Raw genomic sequence first — 13,377 nt, 5'->3', positions numbered from 1 at the left:
CAAAAAACAATCTTATATTGTCTGGATAAGTTTATACCAGAATTCTTAACGAAATATTAAGAAACTAAAATTTTATAAATTAATTACCGCCCCCGCTCTGCAGGAACAGAATTATTCTGAAATCCGGGTGGGCAATTCCAGAAAAGACTATTTCTCTTTCTAATTATATGACAAATAAACAAAAAAATCTTTGCAGAGACAGAAACGGGTAATTAACAAGCTGACTTTGCTGAACCAATTCTTGAAGACTTCCCCGCGTTAAACAAAAAAGCCAGAAAAATTAGTGGCAAATAAGCAATGAGGCAGCAAATAAATCCACTCACCCAGTTGAAACCTGAAATGAATGCCCAGGGTAACAGCCAGGTTATATTAATGACCGTTACGCCTAAGGTCACAGGGCAATGGCCGCCATAATGTCGGGAAGCATGCTGATAAGCATGGGTACAGTGGGCTTCCCAGACACGTTCTCCGCTTAGCGCTCGCTGAATCAGAGTGATCGTTGAGTCTACAACAAATACCCCAAGCAGGATTAACCAGCTCCAGAAAAGTGATGGAGACAAAAATGCGGCATGAATGCTAAAGGCCCCGACCACTATTCCCAGAAACCCGCTTCCTACATCCCCCATAAAAATACGGGCCGGCGGAAAATTCCAGATTAAAAAACCGGATACGGTAGCTGCAAGCCCGATAAGCGGCAAAATTTCTGATGAATAGCCCAGGAACCAGTACAAAGAAGCAGCCGCCATGCAGGCGAAAATAGTTTCTGAAGCAGCCAAACCATCAATACCATCCATAAAATTAAACAGATTTAATACCCAGGCCAGATAAAATACTCCGATGCCATTCAAAATCCAGCCGGAGGAAATTAACCAGCTGCCAATCTGGATTGAAGGAAAACTGCCAAAGCAATACAAAACGAAGGCACTAGCCAGAAAATGACCTGAAAAACGTATTTTTGGCGATAAATGCCTTCTATCGTCAATAAATCCTAATAACGCCACAAATAATCCTGCTCCGGAAGTTGCGATGGCAAAAGGTATCGAAACCAGGCTAGTCTGAGAGAGGAATGCAATGAGGCTGGTAAATATTAATACAAAAGCCAGGCCTCCGCCTCTTGGGGTGGGGGTTTTATGCGAGCTTCTATCATTAGGAATATCCAGGAGCTGCACTGTCAAAGCATATCTTCTTATGGCACGCGTTAACAGAAATGACGCAAAAAATGCCATGCACATAACGAATACAATCATAAAAACCCCGCTAATGTATCGACAAGCCAGGCCTAAGCCGTTGAATTATTAACTCGCTTGCCATAAACTACTGAAAAAAAAGCACTCTGATGGAATGGAAAGCATGACGCACTTAACTCAAATGGATAGCTGGAACGCGCTAAAATCACATAGTATACAGTTACAATCACATTCAATTCTTGACATCAAACAAAGCCTCAGAACAAGCAGGGCTTCTCTTAATTATTCAGCATGCAAACTCGATATCGATTTTACAAATCAGAAAATTATACCAGAAACTCTAAGCTTATTAATTGAATTAGCAGAAGAACGTGAATTATCGAAGAAAGTTCAGGGGCTTTTTAATGGAGCCTGCGTAAATTTCACTGAAAACCGCCCCGCATTACACACCGCACTTCGGCAAATGGATAATAAACCTTTAGTCATTAATGGAAAAGATGTAATGACTGAAATATTTGCCGCAAGAGCGCAGATGGATGAAATTGCTGAAAAAATACGTAATGGTAACTGGATGGGTTTCACGGGAAAACCGATTACAGACATTGTCAATATTGGTATTGGCGGTTCAGATTTAGGTCCCCGGCTTTGTATTTCAGCCCTTGATTGCTGGCGCCATCCGGATTTAAATTTCCACTTTGTTACCAGCGTTGACCCTTATGATTTTAACCACACGGTTAAATCCCTGGACCCCGAAACTACCCTGTTCTTAATTTCCTCTAAATCATTTACCACACGGGAAACACTGCAGAACGCCAAAAAAGCCGTAAGCTGGCTTGGCTTAAATGAGCTCAATGAGCGGCATTTTATAGCGATAACTGCCAATGGCGAAGCGGCACGCAGGATGGGATTCAAAACGGTGCTGCCTATATGGGATTGGGTTGGCGGAAGATACTCTCTGTGCTCCGCGATAAATCTAATAACGATGATTGCAATTGGCTATGAGAATTTTTCCCAGATTCTTCTGGGGGCTCACCATATGGATCAGCATTATCAGCAAAGTGAATTGTCTAAAAATATCCCGGCTTTATTGGGACTCATTGGAGTGTGGAATAATAATTTTCTCGCGACCCATAATTTTCTGATGCTGACCTACGCTCAACAGCTGGAACACTTTGTTCCTTATATTCAACAGCTGGATATGGAAAGCAATGGAAAATCCACTGATAGTAAGGGAGAGTTTGTTAATTACGCCACCGGGCCTATGGTCTGGGGGGGGCTTGGAAACCAGGCTCAACATAGCTATTTTCAACTGCTATGCCAGGGAACTCATAAGATTGCAGGCGATTGTATAGGTGTGAAGTCGTATAACGAAGAAACCATCAATCATTTTCTCTATGAAAAACTGCGAATTCTTAGTGATGGAATTCCGAATAAACAGCATCTGAATAAAATGATTAACGGCAATATTCCTCTTAACCTGATTACTTTAGACGAAGTGAGTCCTTATACTTTAGGCGCTCTTATCTCTCTGTACGAACATAAAATTTACACTCAGAGCGTCATTTGGGATATTAATCCCTTTGATCAGCCTGGAGTGGAAAGTGCCAAACAGACGTTTAGCAGGAATAAAGAATTGGCAAAAGAGATCTCTATTTTATAATTCGACTTCTCCTTGTGAGATAGAATGGCAGAATGCCTGACAGATCACCTGGCTCTGACATCTCAATAATTTGAATAATGTGATAAAAAACAATAAAGAATTGTCGCCAAGCGGGTAAGTTTGGCGATATACTGTCCGAACGTCAATTTAATGGGTATCTACATGTCCTTGAAGGCCATGTATAATCAAATTTCAGGTCATTACGCTACTGCTGACAAATTTGGCTCACTCAGCCTCAGTCATCACGAAGCGATTGCGCAGATAAAAAAAGCACACTTGGGCCAACGGCCTCACTACAAAGTTTTGGACCTTGGAGTCGGAAACGGCGCTTTTCTTAAGCAACTAAAGCAATATATGCCTGAAGCTGATTTCACAGGAATTGATATTTCCTCTGAAATGCTCAAAGAAGCCAGTCAAACTCTGGAGTTAACGGCTATTGAAGGAAGCGCTACTGAAGCCAGTCGTTTTTTGCCGCAGCACTCACAGGATCTCGTTCTGGCTCATTTCGTGAACGCCTACATTCCCATTCATACTTTATTCAATGAAGCAAATCAGTTAACACGAGCTAATGGCCATTTTTCACTGATTACCACCACTTATGAGTCATTTCCTATCGCTCAGCAGCAACTCGCTCAATTTATTGCAGAAGATAGTCTGATTAGTACCGTCGTGGGACATTATTATAAAGCAATGGTAAAAAACACTACGGTCGCTTCCGGGCTTGATGAATTGAAACATGTTTTCGATCAGCATCATTTCAAAATTGAGCAACACAAACGCCTCGCCATTCCTATTACATTAAATAATATTGATGAACTGGCAACCTTTGGTATTGAAGGAACCTGGTTTTTAAACAGCATCTCTATCCGCATGCTGCCCAAAAACTTTCTTATCCAGCGTTTAAAGCGCCTGTTTAGCAAAATATTCACTTTTCCCTATCATGACACCCATATTATTGATGTGATTTTGGCAAAGAAATAACACTTCGCCAGAGCCAAAATCATGCATGAATACATTTACGCCTGCGGGAATGATCGGCTTCTTTATGATCAATGCATAGGCAATCTTATCCCCTATCCCTACGTGCCTCGGCTTGTCCGAGGCATCCAGTTCTGAAGATCGTTCTTAAACCAGATAGTTGCCTAATGGATATACCCAACACTCCTAACCGACCCGATAAACCTGGCCGGTTTGTAAACCTTCCACACTTTTACTGTAAGCTAAAGCGGCTTCTGCGCTGCTGACTGATTTATAACCTCTGAAATAAGGCCCATAGGCTCCCATTGATTCAGTAATAACTGTTGGGCTGACACAGTTTATTCGTAAACGGTTTGGCATTTCGATTGCTGCAGCTATTGTAAAGGATTCCAAAGCCCCATTGACCATAGAAGCAGAGCTTCCATACTGGATGGGATCCTGGCTTAAAATGCCGCTTGTGAGTGTGAAAGAGCCATGCTCATTTAAATAATTTCTACCAATTAAAACCGTATACACCTGCCCCATCAGCTTGCTTCGCAGGCCAATTTCATATTCTTTCGCGGTCATTGCGGCAAACTCTCCAAAATGGACGTTTCCCGTCGTTAGAACCACCGCATCTATTTTGTTAACTTTCTGAAATAAAGCGAGAATTGAATCCTGACTGGTAATATCAACGCGAATATCTCCACTGGAATAGTTAGCCTGAATAATCTCATGGCGCATGGATAATTCTTCAACAACCGCCGATCCTAAAACTCCTGATCCTCCAATGACTAATACCTTCATCTCATCCTTCCTTAATCTAATCGTTATCTGTTTTTCGTCTGGATAACCATCGCTCGCGTAATCCCTGAATGCTTACATAAAAAACGGGCACTACCAGGAGACTTAAAATGGTGGCAAGCAGCATGCCTCCCAAAACGGTGGTTCCTATTGAATGTCTGCTGGCAGCGCCTGCTCCTGTAGCAGTCGCCAAGGGCAGCACACCAAAAATAAATGCAAAAGCCGTCATCAGGATAGGCCTCATACGCAAGGTAGCCGCCTGTATTGCTGCATCATAAATGCTGGCACCTCCCTCCCGCTTCTCCTTGGCAAATTCCACGATCAATATAGCGTTTTTTGCGGCAAGCCCAATCAGTAATATCAACCCGATTTGCGCGTAGACATCAAGCGCAAGCGAGCGGAGCATTAAAGCCAGCCCCGCCCCCAGTAACGCCAGAGGAACAGCCAGTAAAATCATGAATGGCATTGACCAGCTCTCATAAAGAGCTGCCAGAAATAAAAACACAAAAACAAGGCATAACGCGAAAATCAGCGAAGCCACATTACCGGCCTGAAGCTGCTGATAGGTGATTCCAGTCCACTCGTAGGCAATCCCTTTAGGTAAGACCTTGTCAGCTACTTCTTTAATGGCATCCATTGCCTGACCTGAGGTATATCCCGGGCCAGGCGCGCCATTGACGCTGGCTGCTGTATACAAATTATAATGGGGAATATTATAAGGCCCATTCACCGACTTTATTTTAACCAGGCTGGACAAAGGAACCATCTGGCCGCTATCACTTTTAACATATAATTTACTGATATCTGCTGTTTCAGCACGCGAATCCCCTTCGGCTTGAACCATCACTCGATACGTTTGGCCGTATTTAGTAAAATTATTCACATAATAGGCGCCGAGATAAGTTTGCAGAGTCACAAACAAGTTAGTAATTGAAACGTTCATTGCCTTGGCTTTGGTGCGATCAATATCAAGATAAAGCTGGGGCACATTGACGTTTAAATCGGAAATCAGGCCTTTCAATTCCGGGCGTTTATTACCTTCTTCCACCAATTGATTGACCGCCTTTGCCAGCGCCTGGACTCCGAGATTGTTTCTGTCCTCAACTTCGAGCTGAAAACCGCCTACCGTACCTAAACCAGGAATGGCAGGTGCGTTAATCGCCTCGATTACTGCATCATCAAACAGATTTAATTGCTGCTGCGTTTTTTTAATAATGGACTGGACACTTAAATCCGGTGCTGTACGTTCAGACCAGGGCGTTAAGGTAACAATAATGGCAGCATTGTTGGTTTGATCAATTGTATCAATAATATTAAATCCATTAATGCTGATGACATGGGCAACACCCTCTGTCTTCAGAAGTAAATCCACCACTTTTTTAACTGTTTCTTCTGTGCGATAAAGTGAAGAGCCATCAGGACCGTTTACCACAATAATGAAATATCCCTGATCCTCCTCTGGAATAAACCCTTCCGGAAGTGATTTAAATACAAAAAAAGCAGCAAGCGCCAACAAAGCAAATACGAAGAAAACCAGTTTGCGCCACTGGATAACATGGTGAACCGCAATTGTGTAATGCTTTAGAAGCCACTCGTAGCCTTTTTCAAACCAGCGAAAAAAGAAAAATTTCTTTTCCTTTTCTTTTTTCCTTTTCAATAAAATACCGCATAGTGCCGGACTCAGACTCAATGAGTTAATCCCCGATAAAGCTACCGAAAATGCGATAGCCAATGCGAATTGGTTATACAGGCTGCCTGTCATTCCCGGGATAAACGCGACTGGAATAAATACCGCCATCAAAATTAATGTCGTCGCAAGGATAGGTCCCTGCACTTCTTTAGTGGCCAGTAAAGTCGCTTCCTTGATATCAGTTATACCCTGCTCAAGTTTTTTCTCTACGTTTTCGACAACGACTATCGCATCATCCACAACAAGCCCTATCGCCAGCACCAGCCCCAGCAAGCTGAGCGTATTAATCGAAAAACCAAAAATGCTGAATAATATAAATGTACCTACAAGAGAAACCGGGATAGCTATGCAAGGAATCAAGGTTGTTCGCCAGTTCTGCAGAAAAACGAAAACAACCAGGAAAACCAAAGCGATGGCCTCGAGTAAAGTTATCACCACCTCGCGCAGGGATGCTTTCACGAAATTGGTTGTATCATAGGCAATAGTCCACTCCAAACCTGCAGGAAAACTTTTCGCCAGTTCCTTCATGGCTTTTCGCACATTATTTGAAATATCGAGTGCATTGGCACCGGGCAACTGATAAATTCCCAGACTTGCGCTCGGTTTGCCGTTAAATTGCGAAGTAGTCACATAGGTATCAGCTCCCATTTCGACGCGGCCAAGATCTTTAATACGCACAATCTGACCATTTTCCTTGGTACGCACAATGATATCGGCGAATTGCTCTACTTCGCTTAACTGGCCTAGTGTATTAATCTGATACTGAAATGGAATCGTTTTGGGAACAGGCGGCTGCCCTATGCTCCCTGCTGCAGCTTGTTGATTTTGCTCCTGTACGGCATTAATCACTTCCTGAGGTGAAATTCCCATGCTTGCCAGCTTATCCGGATTAAGCCAGATACGAATGGAATATTGCAGCAATCCGAAATTATTGATATCACCCACGCCGAAAATACGATAAAGAACAGGCGTTATGTTGATATCCGCATAATTAGTCAGGAAAGCATCATCCATCGTACCGTCTTTATTATTCAGATTGACAACCAATACCATGTCGCTCGACACTTTCTGTATATCCAGCCCTGCCTGAATCACATCAGGCGGTAAAACTGACATGGCCGTATTGGTATCGTTCAGTGTATCCACAGCGGCAATATCGATATCATAACCGACGTTAAAGGTGATGGTGATGATTGAATTGCCATTATTGGTACTGGCAGAGGACATATAGATCATGCCCTCAACTCCATTGATATTTCGCTCCAGAGGCGTGGTAACTGTATCGGCGACCACAGAAGAACTGGCACCTATATACTGTGAACTTACCTGCACTTGCGGCGGTACAAGTTGAGGATACTGAGCTATCGGCAAAACCAGAATGCAAATCCCGCCAATAAGCACCATCAAAATCGCAATGACAATGGCAAATATGGGTCTGTGTATAAAAAACTTAATCATTTGACAGCATCCTGCACTTTTGTCTTCTCAGGTTGAACCTTCATGCCATCGTGAATCTTTTGCAGACCATTGCTGACCACTACTTCGCCTTCTTTCAACCCGGAACTTACTATGTAGGAGCTATCATACTGGCCCGAGGTAGTTATATTCTTTGAGTGGACAATATTATCGGAGCCCACAACAAACACAGACCGCTGTCCCTGTGTCACCATAGTCGCCTGTTTGGGGACCAGTATCACTTTTTCATTATTGCTAAGGTGCAGTTTAACACTCACATAAATACCGGGAAGCAATAATTGTTTGGGATTCTCAATTTCTGCGCGCATGAGGATGGTGGATGTTGAAACATCGGCCTGATTATTAATCAAATCCAGTTTACCTTTGAATACCAGATTGCCGTCATGAGGTAAACTAACCTCCACTTTAAATGGCATGTTGTCACGGTATTTAAGGAAGGAGGTAAAATCCTCAACACTCGGGCTAAATTCCACATAGATGGGATTTAACTGAACCACATTGGCCAGCAAGGTATTCTCACCCCCGCCTACCAGATTCCCCACATCCACGTATTTCTTGCCAATAATGCCGTCAAAAGGCGAATACATATAGCAATAGCCCAGATTAATCTTTGCATCAGCAACATTGGCAGCTCCAATCTGTACCTGCGCATCAGCCTCGCTAAATTTGGCATTCACTTCATCGAAATGGGATTGAGACACATCGCCTTTTACCACCAAATCTTTCATGCGGCGGTATTGGATCTCCTGATATTCCTTATCCGCGACGCTTTTAGCATATTGCCCTTGCGCCAGGCTAAGTTTGGCTTCAAAAGGCCGGGGGTCGATGACAAATAATAATTGATCTTTTTTAACGGGCTTCCCTTCAACAAAATTCATTTTAATCAGAAAGCCCTCTACTCGCGCTTTAATTCCTGCAGCGGAAATGGATTGAGTAATGCCTATATATTTTCTATTGATGGGAATTTGTGAGCTTGAAATTTTGGTGACAGCTACTGTTGGGATGGAGGGGGCCTGGGTATTCGACTCACTACAGGCAGAAAGCAATGCAAGGCAGACGCTTGTGCATAAAATACTTTTGAAAAAGCGCTTCCAGGCGAGCAATTTTATTGATTCATCCATTTCTCTATTAAACATCCCTGTGAACTCACAATTTGGTTATAATATGGTAACTTTCTGCAGTCCAGGCTCTGATTTGAATTCAGGAACTAAACTCTTAACCAATATTTTCAATTCATCAATATTATTCTCATCACAGGCACCATTCAACAAACGCATCGCCTGGGTCAATTCCTGCCAATCCAGTTTGCGAAATTTCGCCTTGAATAATTTCTCATGCTCCGTGTGGGCCAATTCTTCTGACTCGTGGAAAAGCTCTTCAAAGAGCTTTTCACCAGGACGCAATCCGCTATATTTGATTTCTATGTCACGTCCTGGCTCTTTACCGGCCAGACGAATCATTTGCTCTGCCAAATAGGATATTTTTATAGGTTCGCCCATATCCAGAACAAATATTTCACCACCCTGACCATTCACCATCGCCTGAAGAATAAGCTGGCAAGATTCGGGTATAGTCATAAAATAACGCTGAATATCTGGATGTGTTACCGTAATTGGGCCGCCAGCCTGTATTTGCTTCTGGAATAAGGGTACCACACTGCCTGCCGATCCCAATACATTGCCAAACCGCACCGTAATGAATTGAGTCTGCACTCGCTCGTTTAAATTCTGGCAATATATCTCGGCAATCCGCTTGGTCATGCCCATAATATTGGATGGATTAACTGCTTTATCGCTGGAAATCAGAATGAATTTCTCAGCGCCCGCAGCAACACTGGCTTCTGCAACGATGCGAGTACCCAGCACATTATTTTGAATCGCAGCACGAATTTGCTCCTCAAGCATAGGGACATGTTTGTAAGCGGCCGCATGAAACACGATTTGCGGCTTGAACTGCCTGCAGTAACTGTCAATAGCAACCGCATCCGTTACCGAAGCCAGTATTAAATCCAGTTGAAAAGAGGGATGCGAGGCGCTTAACTCATGTTCAATTCGATACAGATTAAACTCGGAACTATCGATGATCATTAATTTTTCAGGGTTCAGATCCAGTATTTGCCGGCATAATTCGGAGCCAATACTTCCCCCGCCGCCGGTAATCATAATCCGCTTGTTTTGCACATAGGTGCTAATGCGATCCCATTCCAACTGAACCTGATCACGTCCTAGCAAGTCCTCAAGATTGACCTCACGCAAGGCGTTGATCTCAATTTTCCCTGAGGCTAAAGCGCTGATATCTGGAAGCGTTCTGAAAGGAACGCTGGTTTTTTCACAATATTCTACAATGCGGCGCATGGTTGCGGATCGTGCGGACGGAATAGCTATAAAAATTAAATCAATCTGATGGTTAATAACCATATCCCCCAACTCGCGGGTTGCTCCTAAAACACGAATACCATGAATCTCTTTGCCACGCTTCGCCGGATTGTCATCTACAAAGCCTACCGGCCAATAATTGGGTGTTCGCTTTAAATCTCTGACCAGGCCTTCTCCGGCCTGTCCGGCACCGACGATGAGTACTCTTTTCATATCGCTCGGGAGATTTTTATTCAACTGCTGATCACGAAACATTCGCATCGCCAGCCGGGCCCCACCCAGTAAGGTCACCAGGTTGAGGCAGTATAATGGCAGTACCGAGCGAGGAACATGGGGTAATAATGAGCTTAGATATAAAGCGGGGATTGCAATTATCGTAGCGCTGAGTCCTGCTTTAATAATCCGCAAAAGATCGTTTATAGAAGAGAAGTTCCATAATCCTCGATACACTTTGAAATAATAATAGCACCCAACCTGAGCGGTCATGAGGATAAAGAGCGCTTCTAGCGAGTAAACACTCACCAGAGTATTCGGAAAAGGCTGCATGTTATAACGCAACCAGTAGGCAAAATACCAGGCAAGCGGGATTGAAATTAAATCAAAAGCCAGAGCGGGCAAACGCTTGTATATTTTAAGTAAGAGTCCACTTTTCAACATGCTTTGTCCTGTCGGATCACAGCCAAAAATGAGTATTTTACACAGTTTTTAACGGTTTAAGGAATAAATTTCATATCGGTAGATGTCGGCAGCATCTGGTGTCTTAAACTCAGCCTTATATTTATACAGGCTCTGTTGAATCAAAGCCTGCTTCAGACAGGCGTCAGCTGGTGTGTAAATAATTTTTCCCTGCTGATTTAACGAAGTCAGAATAATAATCTCAGGTTTTTCCTTGAACAAATTTGCGCAAAAACGCTGATACACAGACTCTGATTTATCTTCTGTCATTTTACGATTATTAAGGCAATAGGAATCAATAAACCTCAAATTGCTTTTAAAAGGAATGCGGCCGCTATCTGAGAGAACCACGGTACTTGCTGGTGTGGCGTGCACATCCAACCATTGCAGCACCCTATCCCGCAATTTTTCACCTTCCACAGGCATTTGGCTGAAATAACGATATTCAGACAAACTGAACTTCGGAATAAAAAACACTGCCAGCAAAACACTTAAACCGATGGTAATACAGACGGGACCTGTTAACTTATCTTCAGTGTTGCCAAAAAACTCCCGAACTATTTTATAAAGACCTTGTACAGCCAGGATAAAAAGAAAAGGCAGCACAGGAAGAAATAATCGATTATAAAATGCAGCAACAGAGTCCGATTGCACTAGTAAAATTAAATACAATACAGAAGGTGTCCAGAAATACAGAGACAGCTTGTCTCTTGGCTGAAAAAGTGCGGGTAATGAAACCAGAAGAAAAGGCCAGATTAGTTTCAGATAGGTCAAATCCAGACTGAATGCAGAATGGCCCTCAAACCCTTTACAATAGACTGAATTAGGAAATAAACGCCCAAAAAAATGCCAGCGCCAGAAAAAATACGGTAAATAAATCAGTAAAAAAATAAGCAGACAAAGCGAGTAATCAGTGGCAAAAAATTGCATGGGCCTGGGATTATCAATGATCAGCAGCAGACTGAATAAAATAAACACAAACGGTGCTTCCGGTCGTGTCAGACTCGCAATACTCATTAACACTGAAAAGCAGATTAGGTAAAACGTGCTAACTCCCTTTTTATGATCCTCCGGATAACTCTGATATCCATTTCCTTTTAAAAGAAAATAAAGGGAATAGACAAGCATCGCCTGATAGCAGGTAGTCTCCAGGCCGCTTGCTGCCCATATTATTTCTCCTTTATATAGGAGCAGTATCATAGAAGGTAATAAAGCCAGGGTCTTGGGTAAAGCCAGTCTCGCCAGAAGATAAAGACCTGCAATCGTTAACAGCAGTCCAATCACACCGGCTGCTTTCAAAATAACCACGGGATCGAGTCCCCAGTGAATAGCCAAAGCTCCCAGGAGCACAAAACTGTAATTGCTGTATCCTTCCACTGGTGCTTCACGCAAATTCCAAAGCAAGCCATGTCCTTCTGCCAAATGTCTGGCATAGCGCAGGGAAATATACATATCATCAATCGTAAACGGCCAGATTGCTGTAAGTTGTAAAACAACAAGATAACCCAGCGCTGCTGCCAGCAGCGCATAGTAGATTTTTTTATGACAGATCATTCATCAGAGCAACCAAAGTTAATCCTACGAAGCAAAGCAGGTTAAAGCGTGACAGATTATCTTTAAAAAATAGAGAGACCGGGTCGTCATTATTGCCGTCTCTCATGGATAAACGGGCAAAACGCCATAAACCGATAGCAGCAAAGGGTAAAGTCAGCAGAAAATAGGATGACTCCTTATGAGCAATTAAAGTGTAAAAAAGATAAGCGACAAAACAACTGCAGGCAGTAACCACAATTAATCGGTCGAGCGCCGGTAAGGTATAACGCTTTAAAACCAGGCGAGTCTCATATCTCAGGCCTAATTGCTTTTCCAGACGCCTTTTGCAGAGCGCAATAAGCAGACTAACCAGCGTTGCGGTGATAGTTAGCCACCATGAAATGGGCAGCCCTATCCCTATAGTTCCAGCCAGTACTCGCAACATGAATCCACTGGCGATACAAGCCACATCCAAAACAGGAACACTTTTCAATAAATGATTATAGGCCAGATTGATAAGCAGATAGGCAGCAAGCAGGACTGCCAGAATGGTCGATATTGACCAGGCGAGTAACATGCCGCCCAGTAACAACAGTGCCAGCATGCTCACCGCGAAATCGAGGGAAACCTCTCCGCTTGCTAAAGGACGGCGGCATTTTTGCGGATGCAGGCGATCTTTCTCTCTATCCTGAATATCATTATAAATATACACAGCGCTGGCTATCAGACAAAATGCCAGAGCAGCTAATAACGCATCCGGCAAATAATCCAGAGAGCCGGAGTACACTACACCAAGTAAAACAAATGCCGCTTTACTCCAATGGGATAGTCGTAGCAGGTAAATAAATTGCTTAATTGATGTCATTTTATACAGCCGTTATTCAGGTATAATTTCATGTAGCCTGAACTATATCATCAGTTTTTCAATAGGTTAAATTTTAGATTGTGATAACTTAATCTATTAATAAATATTAACCAAATTTATTGGCATTTAATCAATGAATGCGTAATATAAAATAA

9 protein-coding genes are annotated in these 13,377 nt (G+C 42.9%); 2 read left to right on the top strand and 7 right to left on the bottom strand.

All coding sequences use genetic code 11. The features are described 5' to 3' along the window. Positions 1 to 212: 212 nt before the first annotated feature. Positions 213 to 1,247: a glycosyltransferase family 4 protein gene (locus LXA66_RS07165; RefSeq protein ID WP_233012582.1), complete on the bottom strand. Its 1,035-nt coding sequence runs from the start codon at positions 1,245 to 1,247 to the stop codon at positions 213 to 215. A 103-nt stretch (positions 1,248 to 1,350) separates the two neighbouring features. Here LXA66_RS07165 and pgi point away from each other — a divergent pair, with 103 nt between their 5' ends. Continuing rightward, positions 1,351 to 2,847 carry a glucose-6-phosphate isomerase gene (gene pgi / locus LXA66_RS07160; RefSeq protein WP_233012581.1) on the top strand — a complete coding sequence of 499 codons (1,497 nt, stop codon included), beginning with the start codon at positions 1,351 to 1,353 and terminating at the stop codon, positions 2,845 to 2,847. A gap of 162 nt (positions 2,848 to 3,009) precedes the next feature. After that, positions 3,010 to 3,828 carry a class I SAM-dependent methyltransferase gene (locus LXA66_RS07155; RefSeq protein WP_370637206.1) on the top strand — a complete coding sequence of 273 codons (819 nt, stop codon included), beginning with the start codon at positions 3,010 to 3,012 and terminating at the stop codon, positions 3,826 to 3,828. 183 nt (positions 3,829 to 4,011) lie between these two features. On the opposite strand, the gene LXA66_RS07150 is transcribed toward LXA66_RS07155, so the two are convergent. Genes LXA66_RS07150 through LXA66_RS07125 form a run of 6 tightly spaced genes read right to left on the bottom strand, consistent with a single transcriptional unit; the run spans position 4,012 to position 13,222 of the window. Further along, on the bottom strand, positions 4,012 to 4,611 hold the full coding sequence (locus LXA66_RS07150; protein ID WP_233012579.1) for a short chain dehydrogenase: 600 nt from the start codon (positions 4,609 to 4,611) through the stop codon (positions 4,012 to 4,014). A 16-nt stretch (positions 4,612 to 4,627) separates the two neighbouring features. Beyond that, positions 4,628 to 7,756 (bottom strand): efflux RND transporter permease subunit, encoded by a 3,129-nt coding sequence (locus LXA66_RS07145; RefSeq protein WP_233012578.1) that lies wholly within the window; start codon positions 7,754 to 7,756, stop codon positions 4,628 to 4,630. Next, positions 7,753 to 8,895 (bottom strand): efflux RND transporter periplasmic adaptor subunit, encoded by a 1,143-nt coding sequence (locus tag LXA66_RS07140; RefSeq protein WP_233012577.1) that lies wholly within the window; start codon positions 8,893 to 8,895, stop codon positions 7,753 to 7,755. Before LXA66_RS07140 ends, LXA66_RS07145 begins: the two co-directional genes overlap by 4 nt. Positions 8,896 to 8,931: 36 nt before the next feature. Then, positions 8,932 to 10,806: a nucleoside-diphosphate sugar epimerase/dehydratase gene (locus tag LXA66_RS07135; protein ID WP_112218028.1), complete on the bottom strand. Its 1,875-nt coding sequence runs from the start codon at positions 10,804 to 10,806 to the stop codon at positions 8,932 to 8,934. A 48-nt stretch (positions 10,807 to 10,854) separates the two neighbouring features. Next, a complete protein-coding gene (locus LXA66_RS07130) occupies positions 10,855 to 12,378 on the bottom strand; it encodes a DUF2079 domain-containing protein (protein WP_233012576.1) in 1,524 nt (507 codons plus the stop codon). Further along, entirely contained in the window at positions 12,365 to 13,222 is an 858-nt protein-coding gene (locus LXA66_RS07125) for a decaprenyl-phosphate phosphoribosyltransferase (protein WP_112218030.1), read from the bottom strand. The genes LXA66_RS07130 and LXA66_RS07125 overlap by 14 nt, the downstream gene beginning before the upstream one ends. Between the last annotated feature and the right edge of the window lie 155 nt (positions 13,223 to 13,377).

This window comes from Legionella sp. 16cNR16C (assembly GCF_021297775.1).
GTDB lineage: Bacteria > Pseudomonadota > Gammaproteobacteria > Legionellales > Legionellaceae > Legionella_C > Legionella_C quinlivanii_A.
The sequence above is the reverse complement of the archived record's forward strand: the minus strand, read 5'-3'. Positions and strand labels throughout refer to the sequence as shown.